Origin of the sequence: Nonomuraea sp. NPDC049486 (assembly GCF_040676925.1) — a bacterium.
Lineage (GTDB): Bacteria > Actinomycetota > Actinomycetes > Streptosporangiales > Streptosporangiaceae > Nonomuraea > Nonomuraea ferruginea.
In genome coordinates this window covers 60,814-78,104 of sequence record NZ_JBFAPV010000020.1, presented here as the reverse complement: position 1 = coordinate 78,104, position 17,291 = coordinate 60,814, and the positions used below count along the sequence as shown (strand labels likewise).

Annotated in this window: 17 protein-coding genes; 11 read left to right on the top strand and 6 right to left on the bottom strand. The window is 73.0% G+C overall.

Annotated elements, in window-relative coordinates:
- Positions 1-6 precede the first annotated feature (6 nt).
- Positions 7-648 (bottom strand): TetR/AcrR family transcriptional regulator, encoded by a 642-nt coding sequence (locus AB0K05_RS39385; protein WP_364236292.1) that lies wholly within the window; start codon positions 646-648, stop codon positions 7-9.
- A gap of 117 nt (positions 649-765) precedes the next feature.
- Between AB0K05_RS39385 and AB0K05_RS39380 the strand changes: the two genes are divergently transcribed.
- Genes AB0K05_RS39380 through AB0K05_RS39370 form a run of 3 tightly spaced genes read left to right on the top strand, consistent with a single transcriptional unit; the run spans position 766 to position 3,529 of the window.
- Positions 766-1,740: a sugar ABC transporter substrate-binding protein gene (locus AB0K05_RS39380; protein WP_271279824.1), complete on the top strand. Its 975-nt coding sequence runs from the start codon at positions 766-768 to the stop codon at positions 1,738-1,740.
- On the top strand, positions 1,737-2,777 hold the full coding sequence (locus AB0K05_RS39375; RefSeq protein WP_219544419.1) for an ABC transporter permease: 1,041 nt from the start codon (positions 1,737-1,739) through the stop codon (positions 2,775-2,777). Before AB0K05_RS39380 ends, AB0K05_RS39375 begins: the two co-directional genes overlap by 4 nt.
- Positions 2,774-3,529: an ATP-binding cassette domain-containing protein gene (locus tag AB0K05_RS39370; protein WP_271279825.1), complete on the top strand. Its 756-nt coding sequence runs from the start codon at positions 2,774-2,776 to the stop codon at positions 3,527-3,529. Before AB0K05_RS39375 ends, AB0K05_RS39370 begins: the two co-directional genes overlap by 4 nt.
- 3 nt (positions 3,530-3,532) lie before the next feature.
- Here AB0K05_RS39370 and AB0K05_RS39365 read toward each other — a convergent pair whose 3' ends face one another.
- Positions 3,533-4,663 (bottom strand): epoxide hydrolase family protein, encoded by a 1,131-nt coding sequence (locus tag AB0K05_RS39365; protein ID WP_364236288.1) that lies wholly within the window; start codon positions 4,661-4,663, stop codon positions 3,533-3,535.
- Between the two features lie 85 nt (positions 4,664-4,748).
- On the opposite strand from AB0K05_RS39365, the gene AB0K05_RS39360 reads away from it, so the two are divergent.
- Entirely contained in the window at positions 4,749-5,363 is a 615-nt protein-coding gene (locus AB0K05_RS39360; RefSeq protein WP_219544422.1) for a YigZ family protein, read from the top strand.
- Between the two features lie 9 nt (positions 5,364-5,372).
- Here the strand turns inward: AB0K05_RS39360 and AB0K05_RS39355 are convergent, their stop codons facing one another.
- Complete coding sequence (locus AB0K05_RS39355; RefSeq protein WP_271279827.1) at positions 5,373-6,602, bottom strand: isochorismate synthase; 1,230 nt, start codon at positions 6,600-6,602, stop codon at positions 5,373-5,375.
- Between the two features lie 160 nt (positions 6,603-6,762).
- Here AB0K05_RS39355 and AB0K05_RS39350 point away from each other — a divergent pair, with 160 nt between their 5' ends.
- On the top strand, positions 6,763-7,590 hold the full coding sequence (locus tag AB0K05_RS39350; RefSeq protein ID WP_364236285.1) for a GDSL-type esterase/lipase family protein: 828 nt from the start codon (positions 6,763-6,765) through the stop codon (positions 7,588-7,590).
- A gap of 8 nt (positions 7,591-7,598) precedes the next feature.
- Here AB0K05_RS39350 and AB0K05_RS39345 read toward each other — a convergent pair whose 3' ends face one another.
- A complete protein-coding gene (locus AB0K05_RS39345) occupies positions 7,599-8,315 on the bottom strand; it encodes an HNH endonuclease family protein (RefSeq protein WP_364236283.1) in 717 nt (238 codons plus the stop codon).
- A gap of 75 nt (positions 8,316-8,390) precedes the next feature.
- On the opposite strand from AB0K05_RS39345, the gene AB0K05_RS39340 reads away from it, so the two are divergent.
- Positions 8,391-8,786: a CrcB family protein gene (locus AB0K05_RS39340; protein WP_261808586.1), complete on the top strand. Its 396-nt coding sequence runs from the start codon at positions 8,391-8,393 to the stop codon at positions 8,784-8,786.
- Positions 8,783-9,142, top strand: a complete 360-nt coding sequence (gene crcB / locus AB0K05_RS39335; protein ID WP_148031935.1) for a fluoride efflux transporter CrcB — start codon at positions 8,783-8,785, stop codon at positions 9,140-9,142. Before AB0K05_RS39340 ends, crcB begins: the two co-directional genes overlap by 4 nt.
- 17 nt (positions 9,143-9,159) lie before the next feature.
- Here crcB and AB0K05_RS39330 read toward each other — a convergent pair whose 3' ends face one another.
- Positions 9,160-12,021, bottom strand: coding sequence for a CHAT domain-containing protein (locus AB0K05_RS39330; RefSeq protein ID WP_364236280.1), 2,862 nt, complete (start codon positions 12,019-12,021; stop codon positions 9,160-9,162).
- A 107-nt stretch (positions 12,022-12,128) separates the two neighbouring features.
- Between AB0K05_RS39330 and AB0K05_RS39325 the strand changes: the two genes are divergently transcribed.
- From AB0K05_RS39325 to AB0K05_RS39310, 4 genes are all read left to right on the top strand, one after another.
- Positions 12,129-13,406 (top strand): S8/S53 family peptidase, encoded by a 1,278-nt coding sequence (locus AB0K05_RS39325; RefSeq protein WP_364236278.1) that lies wholly within the window; start codon positions 12,129-12,131, stop codon positions 13,404-13,406.
- Between the two features lie 330 nt (positions 13,407-13,736).
- Entirely contained in the window at positions 13,737-14,396 is a 660-nt protein-coding gene (locus AB0K05_RS39320; RefSeq protein ID WP_148031932.1) for a sigma-70 family RNA polymerase sigma factor, read from the top strand.
- Positions 14,335-14,799: a hypothetical protein gene (locus AB0K05_RS39315; RefSeq protein WP_148031931.1), complete on the top strand. Its 465-nt coding sequence runs from the start codon at positions 14,335-14,337 to the stop codon at positions 14,797-14,799. The genes AB0K05_RS39320 and AB0K05_RS39315 overlap by 62 nt, the downstream gene beginning before the upstream one ends.
- A 65-nt stretch (positions 14,800-14,864) precedes the next feature.
- On the top strand, positions 14,865-15,773 hold the full coding sequence (locus tag AB0K05_RS39310; RefSeq protein ID WP_219544429.1) for a trypsin-like peptidase domain-containing protein: 909 nt from the start codon (positions 14,865-14,867) through the stop codon (positions 15,771-15,773).
- Here the strand turns inward: AB0K05_RS39310 and AB0K05_RS39305 are convergent.
- A complete protein-coding gene (locus AB0K05_RS39305; RefSeq protein WP_271278927.1) occupies positions 15,733-16,977 on the bottom strand; it encodes a glycosyltransferase family 4 protein in 1,245 nt (414 codons plus the stop codon). The two genes, AB0K05_RS39310 and AB0K05_RS39305, sit on opposite strands and share 41 nt — an antisense overlap.
- Positions 16,978-17,291 lie beyond the last annotated feature (314 nt).

The window sequence follows — 17,291 nt, the reverse complement described above, 5'->3', positions numbered from 1 at the left end:
GGGACGTCAGGTCCCGGGGATCCAGCGTCGTCCGAGCTCCTCGTCGTCGGGGGCGGGGCCGGGCAGCGCGCGGCGGGCCGGAGGGAGACGGAGCGAGTCGATGACGAGCGCCAGGTAGCGGTGGCGGAGCTCGGCGGTGCGCCGCTCGTCGCCGAGCTTGACCGAGGCGAGCTGCTCGAACAGGAGCGCGATGTCGGCGGGCGTCACGTCGGGCCGGAGCACCCCGGCCTCGACGGCCCGCCGGTGCGCCTCCACCGCCAGCCGGGAGGCCCGCGCCGAGTCGGCGAAGAGCTCCTCCGTCGGCTGGAACGTCCCCGCGAGCCTGATCGTCAGCGAGCTGCTGTCGGCGTCCACGATGCCGCGCAGGTACGCCGCGAACACCTCCCACGGGTCGCCCTCGTCGTCGTCCACCGCCCGCTGCGCCACCTCGATGTACCGCTTGAGCCCGTCGCCGCAGAGCTTCTGCAGCAGCGCCTCCTTGCTGGGGTAACGCCGGTAGAGAGCGCTGATGCCGACGCCGGCGCGCTCGGCCACGGCGGCGATGGGGGCGTTGGGGTCGGCGGTGAAGACGGCGCGGGCGGCCGCGAGGATCAGCTCGTCGTTCCTCGCGGCCTGGGCCTTGCGGCCGCTCATGGGTGCGGTGGTCATGCCTCGGAGCTTATCGGAACGAAGAATTCCGTTCTAGCTCAGTTAGTCCGCATGTCTATACATAGAGTTGATATTGGGGTAGAACCGGGGGCGAGCCCAACGCTCTGGAGGTGTTCCATGAGACGAACCCCTGTCGTGCTGGCCCTGGTGAGCGCTCTGGCGCTGACCGCCTGCTCCGCGCCGGCCGAGCAGAATACGCAGAACGAACCCGGCTCGGCGCCCCCCGCCGGCGGTGGCGGCACCTACGCGGTGATCACCCACGGCGCCCCCGGAGACTCCTTCTGGGACGTGGTCAAGAACGGAGCCGAGGCCGCCGGGCAGGAGTACGGCGTGACCGTCACGTACCAGGGCGACGGCGACCCCGCCAAGCAGTCGCAGCTCATCGACCAGGCGGTGTCCGGCAAGGCGGACGGCATCGTGGTGTCCATGGCCAACCCCGACGCGCTGCGCGAGGCCGTGGGCAAGGCGGTGGCCGCGAAGATCCCGGTGGTGACGATCAACTCGGGGGCGGACTCGTCCAAGGAGTTCGGCGCGGTCACGCACGTCGGCCAGTCGGAGGACGTGGCCGGGCGCGGCGCGGGCGAGCAGCTCAAGGGCGCCGGGGTGACCAAGCTGCTGTGCGTGATCCACGAGGCCGGCAACATCGGGCTCGACCAGCGCTGCAAGGGCGCCGAGGAGACGCTCGGCGGCACGGTCGAGCGGCTCCAGGTGGACGTGAGCAACCTGGCCGACGTCACCTCGAAGGTCACTGCCAAGCTCCAGTCGGACCAGGCGGTCAACGGCGTGCTCGCGCTCAACCCGGCCGTCGCGGTGGCCGCCAGGGACGCGATCAAGGACTCGGGCTCGCAGGCCAAGCTCGCCACCTTCGACCTGTCGGCCGACGTGGTCGCCGCCATCCAGGCCGACGAGATCATGTTCGCCGTGGACCAGCAGCAGTACCTGCAGGGCTACCTCCCGATCACCTTCCTCCACCTGTACAAGAACAACCTGAACACCGTCGGCGGCGGCCTGCCGGTGAACACCGGGCCCGGGTTCGTCACCAAGGAGAACGCCGAGCAGGTGGCCAAGCTCGCGGAGGCGGGCACGCGATGACGGCCACCGCGGGCCGCGCGGACGAGCGCGTCGCCGAGGTCGGGCCGCTGCGCCGCCTGCTGATCCGGCCCGAGCTGGGCGCGGTCGTCGGGGCGGTCGTGGTGTTCGCGTTCTTCGCGAGCCAGTCGGCGGTGTTCCGGTCCCTGCCCGGCATCGCCAACTGGCTCGACCCGGCGGCCACGCTCGGCATCATGGCGGTGGCGATCGCGCTGCTGATGATCGGCGGCGAGTTCGACCTGTCGGCGGGCGTGATGACCGGCACGACCGGGCTCATCCTGGTCACGCTCGCCACGCGCTACGGCATGAACGTCTGGGCGGCCATGCTCGTCGGCCTGGTCGTGGCGCTGGCCGTCGGCCTGTTCAACGGGCTGATCGTGACCAGGACCAGGCTGCCGAGCTTCATCGTGACGCTCGGCACGTTCCTCATGCTGCAGGGCGTGAACCTGGGCGTCACCAAGGCGCTCACCGGCACCGTGCAGGTCAGCGGCCTGCGCACGGCCTGGGGGTTCGACAGCGCGCACACGGTCTTCGCGGGCACGATCCAGATCGGCGGCGCCTCGTTCCGGGTGGCGATCCTGTGGTGGCTGCTGGTCACCGCGGTCGCCACCTGGGTGCTCATGCGCTCCCGGCAGGGCAACTGGATCTTCGCGGTGGGCGGTGGCGAGCAGGCCGCCCGCGCGGTCGGGGTGCCGGCCGCCCGTACGAAGATCGCGCTGTTCATGACGACGGCGTTCGCGGCCTGGCTGGTCGGCTCGATCCTGGCGCTGCGCTACACGTCCGTGCAGGCCAACGTCGGCATCGGGCAGGAGTTCATCTACATCATCGCGGCGGTGATCGGCGGCTGCCTGCTCACGGGCGGGTACGGGTCCGCGATCGGGGCGGCGATAGGGGCGGTGATCTTCGGCATGGCCGACAAGGGCATCGTCTTCCTGGGCTGGGACGCCGACTGGTTCATGTTCTTCCTGGGCGCGATGCTGCTGTTGGCCACGCTCGCCAACCGCCTGGTCCGCCGCTACGCCGAGGAGGTGAAGCATTGATCCTCCAGACGAAGGGCATCGGCAAGTCGTTCGGCTCGGTGCTGGCGTTGCGCGAGGTGTCGATGTCGGTGGAGGCCGGCCACGTCACCTGCGTGCTCGGCGACAACGGCGCCGGCAAGTCCACGCTCATCAAGATCCTGGCCGGGGTCCACCAGCACGACGCCGGGTCGCTGCTGGTGGACGGCGCCGAGACCCGGTTCGGCAGCCCCCGCGACGCGCTCGACCGCGGCATCGCCACCGTCTACCAGGACCTGGCGATGATCCCGCTGATGTCGGTGTGGCGGAACTTCTTCCTCGGCTCCGAGCCCCGCAAGGGCCTGGGCTTCGACGTGGCCAAGGCCAGGCGGGTGGCGCGGGACGAGCTGCGGGCGATGGGGATCGACGTCCGGGACGTGGACCAGCCGGTCGGCACCCTGTCCGGCGGCGAGCGGCAGTCGGTGGCGATCGCGCGCGCGGTGTACTTCGGCGCGCGCGTGCTCATCCTCGACGAGCCGACCTCCGCCCTCGGCGTGAAGCAGGCCGGGGTGGTGCTGCGCTACATCGCCAGGGCCCGTGACCGCGGGCTGGGGGTGGTGTTCATCACCCACAACCCGCACCACGCCTACCCCGTGGGGGACCGGTTCCTCCTGCTCAACCGTGGGACGAGCCTGGGGGAGTTCGCCAAGGCGGACATCACCAGGGAGAAGCTGACCTCGATGATGGCCGGGGAGGCGGAGCTGAAGGAACTGGCCCACGAACTCGAACGCGACTGAAATCTACATGGTAAAGGCGCCCGGCCGGCGCAACGTGGCGAAGAACTCCCGCACGTCGGCGACGAACGCGTCCGGCCGCTCCAGGGCGGCGAAGGTGCCGCCGCGGTCGTGCTCGACCCAGCCGACGATGGTGTTGTCGCGCTCGGCGAAGCGGCGGATCGGCCGCAGGATGTCCTTCGGGAAGACGGAGACGGAGGTCGGCACGGTGGCCGGCTTGAGCTCCCACTCCACGGAGGTGTCCTGCTCGGTGTCGGGCGTCTCGACGAACGAGCGGGCGGCCGAGCCGGCGGTGTTGGTCAGCCAGTAGAGCGTCGTGGTGGTGAGCACGTGGTCGGGGTCGATCCCGCCGTCGCTCCACTCGTGGTAGACGCCGGCGAACCAGGCGAGCAGGGCGACGGGGGAGTCGGCCATGCCGTAGGCGAAGGTCTGCGGCCTGGCCGACTGGATGAGCTTGTAGCCGTACTGCTCGCTCATGTAGCGCTCGCGGAAGGCGAGCCGCTCCCGCTCGGCGGCGGTGAGGTCGTCCAGCTCGCCGGGGGCGCCGATCGGGAAGCAGATGATGCCGTTGCCGTGCATGCCGACGACCCGATCGGGGGCCAGGACGCCGGTCTCGCGGGAGATCCAGGTGCCCCAGTCGCCGCCCTGGACGCCGAAGCGCTCGTAGCCGAGGCGGGTCATGAGCTCCAGCCAGGCGCGGGCGACGCGGGTGGAGCCCCAGCCCAGCTCGGTGGTGGGCCCGGACAGGCCGTAGCCGGGCAGGGACGGGATGACGAGGTGGAAGTCGCGGCTGAGCGGCTCGATGACGTCGAGGTACTCGAACGGTGAGCTGGGCCAGCCGTGGGTGACGAGCAGCGGGAGCGCGCCGGGGTCGGCGCTTCGCACGTGGAGGAAGTGGATCCGCTGGCCGTCGATCTCGGTGACGAACTGGTCGTGGCGGTTGAGCTCCGCGCAGGCGGCCGCCCAGTCGTGGTGGCGCCAGCGGGTGACGAGGTCCTTCAGATGGGCGAGCGGGACGCCGAGGCGCCAGCCCTGCCCGGGCACCTCGTCGGGCCAGCGCACCCGGTCGAGGCGGGCGTGCAGGTCGTCGAGGTCGGCCTGCGGGGTTTCCAGACGGTACGGGCGGATGTCGGTCAAGCGTGAGCCTCCAGTCAACTTCAGTACGCTGTACCGTACACCATACGGTTCAAGGGTGGCAACCGCGGGCCCTAGCCTGGGAGGCGTGTCCTCGTACCTCACCCTGAAAAGCCCCATCGAGCACGAGACCGAGGCCAGGCGCTCGCGCTTCATCTGCGCGATCGCCCCGGCCGGGACGACGGCGCGGGCGGCGGAGTTCATCGCCGAGCGGCGGCGGCTGCATCCGTCGGCCACCCACAACTGCACGGCGTACGTGGTCGGGCAGGAGCGCAAGGGCGACGACGACGGCGAGCCCGGCGGCACGGCCGGCACACCGATGGTGCAGGCGCTGGTGGGACGCGGGTTCGACCGCGTGGTCGCGGTGGTCACGCGCTATTTCGGTGGCACGCTGCTCGGCGCGGGCGGGCTGGTGCGCGCGTACGGGTCGGCGGTGACCGAGACGCTCGACCGGGCCGAGCCGGTGCGGATGGTGCCGGCCAGGCTGATGCTGGTGTCGGTGGCGCACGACCAGGCGGGCAGGGTGGAGAACGACCTGCGGGCCTCACGCCATCCGGTGCGCGAGGTGACCTACGGGCAGGCGGTGGAGTTCGCGGTGGCCGTGGGCGAGGACGAGGTGGCGGGGTTCACCGACTGGCTGGCGACGCTGACGGCGGGGCGGGCGCGCGTGACGCCCGGCGAGCCGGTGCACCTGCCGGGCTGAGCGGCCCGGTCAGCCTTCGAGGGCGTACTGCATGACGCGGAACTTCGCCTGGGCCTCGGCCAGCTCGGCCGCCGGGTCGGAGTCGCCCATGATGCCGCCGCCGGCGAACAGGCGGGCGCGGCGGCCCTCGACGATGCCGGAGCGCAGCGCGATGCCCCACTCGCCGTCGCCGTGGGCGTCGATCCAGCCGACAGGGCCCGCGTAACCGGCCCGGTCCATGCCCTCCAGCTCGCGGATGACCTCGATGGCCGTGGCCGTCGGGGTGCCGCCGACGGCCGCCGTCGGGTGCATGGCGGCCACCACGTCCAGCACGGAGGCGCCGTCGGCCAGCCGGCCCGTCACGTGACTGGCCAGGTGTTGCACGTTGGGCAGCACGAGCAGCTCCGGCTCGTCGGGCGTGCGCAGCGAGGAGCAGAGCGGAGCGAGCGCCTGGCGGACCGAGGAGATCGCGCATTCGTGCTCGTGGCGGTCCTTGGCGGAGGCGAGCAGCGCCTCGCCGCGGGCCAGGTCGTCGGCCGGGCCGGTGCCGCGCGGCGTGGTGCCGGCCAGCACCAGGGACTCGATCTCCTGGCCGGTGCGCCGGATCAGCAGCTCGGGGGTGGCGCCGACCAGCCCGGCCACCGAGAACGCGTAGCACTCGGGGTAGCGGCGGGCCAGGCGCAGCAGCAGGAGCCGGATGTCGATCGGCTGCTCGGCGGTGGCCAGCAGGTCGCGGGCGAGCACGACCTTCTCCAGCTCGCCCTGGCGGATGCGGCGGGCGGCGCGGGCCACCACGTGCTCCCACTCGGGGGCGGTGAGGCTGCCGTCGCCGTAGCTGATCCGGCCCGGGTCGGCGAGCGGGGTGAACGTCTCCAGGTGCTGGTCGCCGATCGTGGTCAGCCAGGCCCGCCCGTCCTTACGGGCCAGCACCGCCTGGGGGACGACCAGGGTGGAGCCGGGAGAGTTCTCGTCGAAGGTGAAGGTGCCGAAGGCGACCGGGCCGCTGCCGGGGGAGCGCACCGAGTCGTCGACGAGCGCGCCGTCGAAGACGGTCGCCAGCCACTCGCGCGCCCAGGCGAACCGGCCGGGACCCGGCGGGACGTCGGCGCGCGCCGCCTCGCCCCAGCCGACGAGCCCTTCGCCGTGCCTGATCCACGCGTAGGGCGCCGTCATGGGCAGGCTGACGATCAGGTTACCGGGGTCGCGTACAGGGGTCGTGCGAACCGGTAGCGGGCGGGTTGTTCCGAGCGCGACACTCACTTGAGACACTCTATGCGGGAACTGAACGTGTTCGACTTGGACCCCCGTGAACGGCCGGTTACGGTCCCTTCGTCAAGCGCCGATAGCGAGTTGGTCCTGACATGGCAGGCGTGACCCCCAGGTGATGGACGCGTGGTGATCATCTGCCTACCGTGAGTGCATGATCATCAAGGTGGTGCCGGTGCTGGCGGTGGCGGGGGTGCTGGTGGCGCCGGGTGTGGCTCGTGCGACGACGCCCGGGGAGCCCGTGCCGCGGGTGATGGCGGCGCTCGGCGACTCGATCTCGTCCGGTTACAACAGTTGCGGGTTCTTCATCTCATGCCGGTCCCGGTCCTGGTCGTCCGGCCGGAACGCCGCCGTGGACAGCCACTACGGGCGGCTGGCGGCGCTCGGCCCGGGGCTCGCGCCGAAGAACTACGCGGTGCCCGGCTCCACCAGCGCCGACCTGCTCGGGCAGGTGCGCAAGGCGGTGGCGGCGCGGGCCGACTACGTGACCGTGCTGATCGGGGCGCAGGACGCGTGCACCGCCTCGGAGCGGCAGATGACGCCGGTGTCGGTCTACCGTCAGCGGCTGGAGCAGGCGCTCAACGAGCTGCGGGCGGGCGTGTCGGGGGTGCGGGTGCTGGTCGCGAGCATCCCCGACGTGCACCGGCTGTGGCGGGTGGCCAAGGACCAGGCCGTGGCGCGCGGGGTGTGGCGGGTCGGGCGGATCTGCCCGTCGATGCTGGCCAGGCCCACCTCCACCGCGAAGGCCGACGTGCTGCGGCGGACCCACGTGCGCGAACGGGTCATCGACTACAACCGGGAGGCCGCCGAGGTGTGCGCCGCGCGCCTGTGGTGCCGCACCGACCGGGGCGCGGTGTTCTCCTACCCGTTCACGCTCAAGCAGGTGAGCCGGTGGGACTACTTCCACCCCAACGTGGCCGGTCAGAAGGTGCTGGCCGAGCTCACCTTCGGCAACGGCTTCACCTGGGCCGACCCCCGATAACGGCCCCCTCAGCGACACTGGGCGAGCATCGCCTTCTTGTCGGCGCGGGTGACGGGCACGGCGTACTTGACGGCCACCTGGGCGAAGCGCGTCACGTACGCGCAGCGCACGCGGCGCTGCGGCGGCAGCCAGCTCGCCGGTCCTGAGGCGTCCTTCTGCTCGTTGGCGGCGCCCTTGACCGGCAGCAGGTTGAGCGGGTCGTTGGCGAAGTCGACGCGCTTGCCTCCGCCCCACCGTGAGGCGCCCATCCGCCAGGCGTAGGCGAGCGGCACCACGTGGTCGACCTGGACCGCGCCCGCGTCCCTCTTGGACCAGCCGATACGCTGGCCGGTGTACGGGTCGTCCAGGTCCATGGCGATCACCTCGCAGGTGGACCCCTCGCGGTAGCGGACGTTGCGGCCGTCGCGGGCCAGCAGGTCGTCGCGGGTGCGGCAGCCGTTGCGCGCGTAGGGCACGCCGGTGGCGGTGTCGGCCCAGTTCTCGCCGTAGCGCCCGCGGTGGTAGCCGGTGCTGGGGCCGCGGCCCTTGACCTTGAGCCTGGCGATGATGGCGCGGGCGCGGTCCTTGTCCTGGTGGGAGGTGATGGGCGCGAGGCCGGGTAGAGTTCCGCTGGTGTTGCCGAGCGGGCTGGCCGCGGTGGCGGGGGCCGTGGTGTCGGTGCCGTTGGCGAGGGCGACGACGATGACCGCTCCGGCGAAGATGGCGACGGCGTCCTTGAGACTCAAACAGGGCTCCGTGGTGCTGCGTCGGACTTCTCTGGAGAGGTTCCCACGCCGGCGCGTTCCGACACGGTGAGGAGTGTGAGGCTGTTGGGCAAGGAGTATGTCGCTGCGATCGCGGCGGGCGGCGCGACCGGGGCGCTGGCGCGCCTCGCCGTCGAAGAGCTGCTGCCCGCGGCGCCGGGCGGGTTCCCGTGGGCGACGTTCGGGGTGAACGCGGCCGGGTGCGCGCTGATCGGGGTGCTCATGGTGGTGGTCTCGGAAGGGCGGGTCGCGCATCGGCTGGCGCGGCCGTTCCTGGGGACCGGGGTGCTGGGCGGGTTCACCACGTTCTCCACGTACGCGGTGCAGGCGCACGGCCTGCTGGCGGCCGGGACGACGGCGGTGGCGGCGGCCTATCTGGCGGGGACGATGGTGGCCGCCGTGGCGGCGACCTGGGCGGGCATGAGGATCACGCGGGCGCTGGTGCGGCGATGACGGCTCTGCTGGTGGTGCTGGGCGCCGCCGTGGGCGCGCCGCTGCGCTACGCGGTCGATCAGGCGGTACGGGCGAGGCAGGGCTCGATGTTCCCCTGGGGGACCTTGCTGGTCAACGTGGCCGGGTCGGCGCTGCTGGGGTTCCTGGCGGCGCTGCCGGTGGGTCCCGGCTGGACGGCGCTGCTGGGCACCGGGTTCTGCGGGGCGCTGACCACGTACTCGACGCTGGGCTACGAGACCGTGCGGCTGGCCGAGCGGGGTGCGGGGCGGCACGCGGTGGCCAACGCGGTGGCGAGCGTGGCCCTGGGGCTGGCGGCGGCGGCGGGCGGCGTGCTGCTCGCCCGCACCCTGGGCTGAGCGGCGCGCCGGGCGGGTCAGCAGGCGCCGAGGGCGACGAAGGACCAGCCGGTGGCGGTGGCGACCGGGTCGGTGGCCGCCGCGCGGCGGGCCTCGCACAGCGCGGCCGGCAGGCAGGCGCCCCGCGAGAGCCGGCGGTGCAGCTCCACCATGAGCGGCACCGCGGCGTTGTCGTTGACCAGGACCACGCTGGCGACGATGCCGGTCGTGCCGAGCTGGATGAGGGAGCTGGCCAGGCCGAGCAGCTCGTCGGCGCCGGTGGGCGCGGTCAGTCCGGAGTCGCAGCTCGACAGCACCACCTGGCGGGGCGCGCGCCGCAGCCGCTCCAGGTCGTAGACGGTCAGCGGCCCGTCGTCCACCCTCAGGGCGGAGAAGAGCGGGCTGTCGGCGCGGAAGGTGCCGTGCGCGGCCACGTGGGCGAGCCGGGCGCCGTCCATCGCGCGCAGGATCCCGGCCACGGTGGCCGTTCCGTCGCCGAGCACGACCCGGCCGGGGTACTCGGGGGCGATGTGGCGTATCTCGGCGCCGTCTGAGCGCAGGCCGGGACCGCGTACCAGCACCACCCGGCCGGTGGAGGGCGAGCCGGCGCGGCGGGCGCGCAGCCAGGTGCCCGCCGAGGGGGCGACGCTCACCGTGCGCTCGCGCAGGGCCGGCAGCAGGGCCCAGGGCACCGCGTGCAGCCGGCCCGGCGGGACGATCACCACCTCGCCGTCGCCGAGGTGGTGCGCGGCGTCGCCGAGCAGCGCCTCCTGCAGCGCGCGGCCGCTCTTCTCCACCTGGGCGAGCAGGTCGGCCGGGCTGAGCGTGGATCGGCCGTGCGCCAGCCTGGACAGGCCGAAGCGGGCGAGGTCGATGTGGCGCGCGGCCTCCTCGGTGTCCCCCGCGGGGAAGCGGCGCACCGTGCCGGAGCCGCAGACCAGCACGTGCAGCCGGCCGTCCACGTCGACCAGCTCCAGCAGGCGGTCCCCGCCCAGCTCGGCGAGCAACGCCGGCACGTCGCAACCGGTCGTGGCGTCCGCGTCCTGGCCGGGGGCGTGCAGGGCGCGGGAGCGCGCGGCGCGCTCCAGCCGCAGCTGCTCGGCCGCGAGGTGCGCGGTGGGCAGCCCTTGGGCGCGGGCCTGCGCCAGCCGGTCGGTGACGGCGCGGATCGCGGCCAGGTCGGCCTGCAGGCGCTCGTCGTCGGGCGGTCGTACGGAGGGGACGGCGAGCGCGGTGGCCCGCCAGCGTTCGCTCCAGGCCAGCAGCAGGCGGGGACGGTCCAGCCGCAGGGCGTGGCGCTGGCCGAGCGCGGCCAGCTCGGCGCCGTGGGCGCTGGCCTGGGCGCGCAGCTCGCTGGAGCCGAGCGTGGCCCGGTGCTGGTCGAGCACGTCCAGGCCGCGTCTGCAGGCCCGCATCAGCCGGGCCGGGTCGTGCTCGGCCTCGGCGCGCAGCGCCTCGGCCAGCCAGGCGACGGCCCGCGACAGCGCCGGGCCGTGGCGGCGCCCGCGCGCGGCGGCGGCCAGATGCGTGCGCGCCACGGCGGTGCGCCCTAACGCGAGCGCCAGCCGCCCGGCGATCAGATGAGCCAGCGGCACATCGGGCGAGGACAACGCGGCCAGCTCACGAGCGCACCGCGCGGCCTCCCGCAACAACTCCACCCCGTCCCCCCCGCCTCCGCGTCGCGGGTCTGTGACGGCTGGGTGGTGATCGGTCGCGCGGTGCGTGTCCGCGCCCGCTGGCCGGTGATCTGCCGTGCGGTGCGGGTCCGCGCCGGCCGCGCGTTGCAGCTCTGTGCCAGCTACGCGTTGCGGGTTCGTGCCGGCTCCGCGTCGCGGCTCCGCGTCGGCCGCGTGGTGCCGCTCCGTACTGGCGGCTGACCGTCGGGGGTCGGCGGTGGGGGGTGTCGCGGCTACCTGGGCGCGTAGTTTGACCAGGCGGGCGTGTGCGCGCCACCAGCGGCGGCGCTGGTGGTCGAAGAGGTCCGCGGCGCGGGTGGCGTGGCGCAGCGCGGCGTCGCTCTGTCCGGCGGCCAGCGCGCAGCCCGCGGCGGCCAGCTCCAGTTCGGCCTTCTTGGTGGCCTGGCCGTGGCTGCGTTCGAGCTGGTCCAGCGCGGTGTGCGCCTCGTCCAGCGCGTCCCGGGGCAGGCCGGCGGCGAGCAGGGCCGCGCAGCGCTGGACGGACAGCGTGGGGTCGGGGAGTCCGAGCTTGCCGAACCGTTCGGCGGCCTGGTCGAAGCAGTGGAGCGCGGCGGGCAGGTCGCCGATGCGCAGCGCGAGCACGCCGCGGTGCACGATCGCGTCGGCCGACTCCAGCTCCTGGCCGGTCGCGTTGAACAGCTCCTCCGCCCTGCTCAGGTCGGTGGCGGCCCTGCTCAGGCCGCCGAGCGCGAGGTCGCAGGTGGCGCGCTCGGTGCGGGCCCGCGCCTCCCAGATCGGGTCGCCGGCCGCCCGCAGCGCGGTGACGGCGCTGTTCAGGTCGGCCAGGGCGTCGCGGTGATGGCCCAGGGTGGCCAGCACGCCGCCCCGGCGCAGCAGGATGCGCCCGCGCAGATGGCCGGTGGACTGGCGGACGGCCGCGTTGAGGGTGTTGCGCGCGGCGGTCGTACGGCCCGCGAAGGCGAGCGCGACGCCCAGCGTCGCCCGCACGTCGGCCTCCCGCTCGGCCGACCCGGACCGGCGGGCCAACCGGCGGGCCGTCTCCAGCTCCCGCACCGCCGCCTCGATGTCGCCGAACTCGCGCAGCACGATCCCGACGGCCTGGCGGGCGAAGGACGCCTCCAGCGGCGGCGGCCCGGTGGCGAGCAGGTCACGGGCCTTGCCGAGAGCCTCGTGCGGGCGCGACAGGGCCAGCGGCGGCAGACCGGCCGCGTCCGTTCGGGGGAGTTCGGAATCCGCCGGCATTCTTCGACTCTGGAGGATCACGTGTATCACCCGCAAGCCCGCGCCGATATAGGAGGGGGAAACCGACCGCCAGAGCCACCTATGCGACGCCTGGGGAGAGGCCATACATGGACGCGGTGTTCGACGCTCAGTTCCGGATCATCAAGGACGCCTTCGCCTCACGGGGGATCGAGGTGACGGTGGCCTACACGCCGGCCGGGGAGGTCGACTACCTCTATGAGGCGGGCCGTCTGCTGGCACGACGCGGGGACGTCGGACGGATCGCCGAGGCGCTGCCGGCCGGGCTGAGGCAGCTCGACCGGCGCGGCCGGGGCGAGCTGTCGGTGCTGTCGCTGGAGGGGATCGAGGGCGGCACGATGACCGTACCCGAGGCGCTGGCCCGCATCGAGCAGCGGCTCGGCACCGGCGCGCGCCCGCTCGACCGGCGGCCCGGCCACGCGGGCGAGGCCACGCGGGAGCGCGCGCCCATCGCCTCGCCGGTGCACGTCATGCACATCTCCCGGCTGTGCCCCGGCACCGAGCCCGAGGTGCCGCCGGGTGATCCGGGGGTGCCGTGGCCGCCGCCGTGCGAGGCCGGCGAGGAGGCGCGGGAGGTGACCATCGGCGTGTGCGACACCGGCTGGCTGCAGCTCGACCCCGCCGTGTACCCCTGGCTGGGCGGCGTCAGCGGCGACCCCGAGCCGCTGGGCCCGCCCTCGCCGATCAGCGGGCTGCCGATCATCCCCGCCTTCCGCGGGCACGGCACGTTCGTGGCCGGGGTGGCCAAGTGCCAGGCGCCCACGGCGCGCGTGTCCGTCGCCGACCACTTCTCCACCTCCGGCGCCGAGCTGGAGGACGTGATGGTCGGCAAGCTGGAGGACCTGGTGGCCCAGTCGCCGGCGCCCGACGTGATCAACCTCTCGGCCGGCACGTACACCCGCGACAACTGGTCGTCGATCGGGTTCGAGCTGTTCCAGCAGGACCATCCGGACGTCGTGCTGGTCGCCGCGGCCGGCAACGACGCCACCGACCGGCCGTTCTACCCGGCCGCCTACGACTGGGCCGTGTCGGTCGGCGCGCTCGGACCCGACCAGACGCACCGCGCCTGGTTCAGCAACTACGGTCCGTGGGTGGACGTGTACGCGCTCGGCGAGGGCCACGTCAACGCCTACGCCACCGGGGAGTACACCTACCAGGAGCCGCCGAAGCGGCCGGCCGTGCAGAACTTCGCCGGCATGGCCCGCTGGGACGGCACCTCGTTCGCGGCGCCGCTGGTCGCGGGGCTGATCGCGGACCGGATGGCGCGTACGGGGGAGTCGGCGCAGGACGCCAGGGCGGCCGTGCTCGCCTCGGCGCAGGATCTGCAGGGAGTGGGCAGGGCGTTGTTCCCGTGCGGGCAGGCCTGATGGCGCGCTCCGGCCCGCGGATCACCGGTCGCGGGGCCCCTGTGCCCGCGCCGGTGCTCCCGGTGTCCGCCCCTCGCCTGGCGGGCGGGTGCTTACGCCTGTAGGAGTCCGGTGGTCCCGATTTGATACGGGTGATTTTTCTCCAGGAGCGGCCGGTGTATCAGAGCGCGGTCCGGCCGCTCCGTCAGGGTGACCGCCGTCACCGAGTAGCGAAGAGACGTCATGCCCCTTTACTGCTCGCATCGTCCGTTGCAGCGTCACGCCTGGACGCACCGCGCATTCGCGTTCACCCTGACGGGGTGGGCCGGGCCCGGAAAGGAGCACACGGACATGCGAGACGATCCATCGGTCGTCGCCCTGGTGATGAGGGCGAGGGCCGGTGAGAAGGACGCGTGGGACGAGATCGTCGAACGTTACGCGCCCCTGGTCTGGTCGATCTGCAAGGCCTTCCGGCTGAGCCGGGCCGACGCCGACGACGTGGGCCAGACGGTGTGGCTGTCACTGGTCGAACAGCTGCCGAGGCTGCGTGAGCCCGCGGCGCTGCCCGGCTGGCTGGCCACCGCCACCCGGCGCGAGTGCCTCAGGCTCGCTCACGGCGCCGAACGGCAGCAGCGGCTCAGCCAGCAGGTCGACCAGGAGGCGCTGGTGGACGAGCGGGCGGCGGCGCTGGATCAGGATCTGCTCGACGCGGAGCGGAACGCGGCGCTCATGGCCGGTTTCCGGCAGCTCGAAGCGCGCTGCAGGGAGCTGCTGGCCATGCTGATGCGGGTGCCGCCCGCCTCGTACGCGGAGATCAGCGACAAGCTGTCGATGCCCGTCGGCGCGATCGGGCCGACGCGGGCGCGGTGCCTGGCCAAGCTGCGCCGCTCTCCGGCGGTGGCCGCCCTGATCAGGTCCGAACGTGAGACGCAGGAAGAGGGCGAGAGGCATGGCCACGCCGTGGTGGAAGGACGAAGACAGGTTGCTCGCCGCGCTCAGACGGGCCGATGAGGCGGCCCGCGAGGTGCCGCCCGAGTTCGTGGCGGCCGGAAAGGCGATCTTCACCTGGCACGACGTCGACGCCGAACTGGCGTCGCTGACCTACGACTCGGCGGCGGAGCGGGAGGAGCTGTCGCCGACGCGGGGCGCGGAGCACGTGCCGCTGCGGGCGCTCATCTTCGCCACCGGCGAGGTCACGATCGAGCTGGAGGTCGGCAGGGAGGCGCTGATGGGGCAGGTGGTCCCGGCCCGGCCGGGCACCGCCTACACGCACCTGGTCACCGGCGCGGTGGTGGAGTCGGCGATCGACGAGTCGGGCTGCTTCGTGTTCAGGCCCGCGCCGTCGCAGGCGTTCCGGCTGCAGTGCAGCCCCAGCAGCGGCACCAACGTGGTGACCGACTGGATCGCCCTTTGAGCGTAGCTTGACGTGATGGGTAATGATGTAATCACATCACCGGCCGTCATGTCGGGAGGCTCCCCGTGGACTCCTACTCGCAGATCGTCTCCTCCGTGGCGGCCGAGCTGCTGCCCAAGGTCGCCAGTGTCCGCGCCGGGAGGGGGAGCGGCTCCGCCGTGGTGTTCACCCGCGACGGGTTCCTGCTGACGAACGCGCACGTGGTCGGCTCCGCCCGGTCCGGCACCGTGGCCTACGCCGACGGCAGTTCCGGCCCGTTCACCGTGATCGGCCGCGACCCGCTGTCCGACCTGGCCGTGATCCGCTCCGGGGTGCCCGCTCCCGAGCCCGCCGAGCTCGGTCAGGCCGACGAGCTCGTCGTCGGCCAGCTCGTGGTCGCCGTCGGCAACCCGCTCGGGCTCACCGGATCGGTGACGGCGGGCGTGGTGTCGGGGCTGGGCCGGTCGCTGCCCGCCCGCAGCGGCTCGGCCGTACGGCTCATCGAGGACGTGATCCAGACCGACGCGGCGCTCAACCCCGGCAACTCCGGCGGCGCGCTGGCCGACTCCCGGGCGCGGGTGGTCGGCGTGAACACCGCCGTGGCCGGCGTGGGCGTGGGGCTGGCCGTGCCGGTCAACGCCACCACGCGGGCCATCGTCGCCGCGCTCATCCGCGACGGGCGGGTGCGGCGGGCGTTCCTGGGGCTGGTCACCTCGCCGGCGCCGCTGCCCGAGGCGCTGCGGCGGCGCACCGGCCAGGACGGCGCGCTGCGCGTGGTGGAGGTGATCGCCGGCTCGCCCGCCGGCCGGGCCGGGCTGCGCGCCGGCGATCTGGTGCTCAGCGCGGGCCGCAACCCGGTGGGCGACGCGCAGAGCCTGCAGCGGCTGATGTTCGCCGACGCGATCGGGCGGCCGCTGCCGATCACCGTCTACCGCAACGGCGCGCTGGTCGACGTCATCGCCGAACCGGTGGAGCTGTCGGGGCCGGAAGCCTGACGCGGGTGCGCCGGGCCAGCAGGTCGTCCATCAGCTCCTCCCACTGGGCGCCGATGGCGGCGATGTCGTAGCGCTTGGCGGTCTCCAGGCCGCCGGCGGCCAGGTGGCGGCGGAGCGGCTCGTCCTCGATCACCCGCATGATGGCGGCCGCCAGGTTGTCTTCGGTGCGAGGCTTGACCAGCAGCCCGTCGACCCCGTCGGTGATCATCTCCTTGGGGCCGTGCGGGCTGTTGAACGAGACGATCGCGACCCCCTTGGCCATCGCCTCCAGGATCGTCAGCGAGAAGCCCTCGTGGCGGGAGCTCATCACGTGGATGGACGCCTTCTCCAGCTCGGCGCCGATGTCGGCGGTCTTGCCCGGCAGCTCCACCTTGCCCTCCAGGCCGGCCTCGGCGATCTGCTCGCGCAGGTTGTCCTCCTGCGGGCCGGCGCCGAAGATGCGCAGCGTCCAGTCGGGGTGCGCGGCCGCCACCTGTTCCCAGGCCTTGATCAGCCGGTGGAACCCCTTCAGCTTGGTCATCCTGCCCATCGCGACCGCCACCTTGGCGTCGCCCTTGGCGAGGTCGCCGTTCATCGGCGGGACCGCGTTCGGGATGCGCACCAGCTTCTTCGGCGGCTTGGGCAGCGCGGCCCGGTAGTCGCTCAGATCGGCCTTGGTGAGCGTGACGAGCGCGTCCAGGCGGCGGTAGCGCCACTTGATCAGCTCCTGCAGGCCCTGGTCCTTGACCTTGAGCGCCACGTGCTCCTGCCCGATCGTGATCACGCTGGGCTGAGCTAACTGGGCCACCGCCAGGTTGAGCCCCGGCCTGGTCGCCATGAGCACGCCCGTGCCGACCGAGCGGATGAACCGGGCCAGCTTCAGGTCCGTCCACAGGGTGAACCGGTGGTAGGCGGTCTCGTCCTGCGGGATCAGCCTGCTCGGCAGCTTCGACAGCATGGCCCGCACCGGGTCGGAGCCGGGCGTCAGCCGGTCGTCCAGATAGCGCACCCGCACCCGCGGGTCCAGCGGGAAGAACGGCTCCTCGTCCTCCCGCAGGATCGACACGATCTCCACGTCGTGCCGTTCGGCCAGCTGGCCGGCGAGGTTGAAGACGGTCCTGATGGTGCCGCCCATGCCGTTGGCGTGGAGCAGGAGGATCTTGATCTCCCGCGTCGACGGCGGGGGCGCCTTGCGCGCCCTGCGCCGGTTGTAACCCCTGTACACCCGGGCCGCCGCTGACTTGCCCTTACGCGCCCATGTCCGCACCTGGAACGTCCCCCCGCCGGTTGACAACGTGATGGATCGGCGAGGCCGGCGGTAGGAGTCGCCCCCCGTCGGCCCTTACCGAGTTCGAGTGGTTTGCGCCGTTCATCCCCGTGGCGCTATCCACTTCTATGATCTTTAGACGCCATATGGCGGGATAACGTTGCTTGCGAAGTCAACACTTTTCAGACGAATCTGACAGGGCAGCCGGGATGTGGACGGCCCGGCTGCCTCGCCAGTGCCCAGTCGTTACGCCTCTTCAGGCTTCGCGGCCT

Excerpts from the sequence above, each read along its gene's own strand:
- AB0K05_RS39375 (WP_219544419.1), top strand. The coding sequence starts at position 1,737 with ATGACGGCCACCGCGGGCCGCGCGGACGAGCGCGTCGCCGAGGTCGGG.
- AB0K05_RS39325 (WP_364236278.1), top strand. The coding sequence starts at position 12,129 with ATGGACGCGGTGTTCGACGCTCAGTTCCGGATCATCAAGGACGCCTTC.
- AB0K05_RS39385 (WP_364236292.1), bottom strand. The coding sequence starts at position 648 with ATGACCACCGCACCCATGAGCGGCCGCAAGGCCCAGGCCGCGAGGAAC.
- crcB (WP_148031935.1), top strand. The coding sequence starts at position 8,783 with ATGACGGCTCTGCTGGTGGTGCTGGGCGCCGCCGTGGGCGCGCCGCTG.
- AB0K05_RS39380 (WP_271279824.1), top strand. The coding sequence starts at position 766 with ATGAGACGAACCCCTGTCGTGCTGGCCCTGGTGAGCGCTCTGGCGCTG.
- AB0K05_RS39315 (WP_148031931.1), top strand. The coding sequence starts at position 14,335 with ATGGCCACGCCGTGGTGGAAGGACGAAGACAGGTTGCTCGCCGCGCTC.
- AB0K05_RS39330 (WP_364236280.1), bottom strand. The coding sequence starts at position 12,021 with ATGCCGGCGGATTCCGAACTCCCCCGAACGGACGCGGCCGGTCTGCCG.
- AB0K05_RS39320 (WP_148031932.1), top strand. The coding sequence starts at position 13,737 with ATGCGAGACGATCCATCGGTCGTCGCCCTGGTGATGAGGGCGAGGGCC.
- AB0K05_RS39350 (WP_364236285.1), top strand. The coding sequence starts at position 6,763 with ATGATCATCAAGGTGGTGCCGGTGCTGGCGGTGGCGGGGGTGCTGGTG.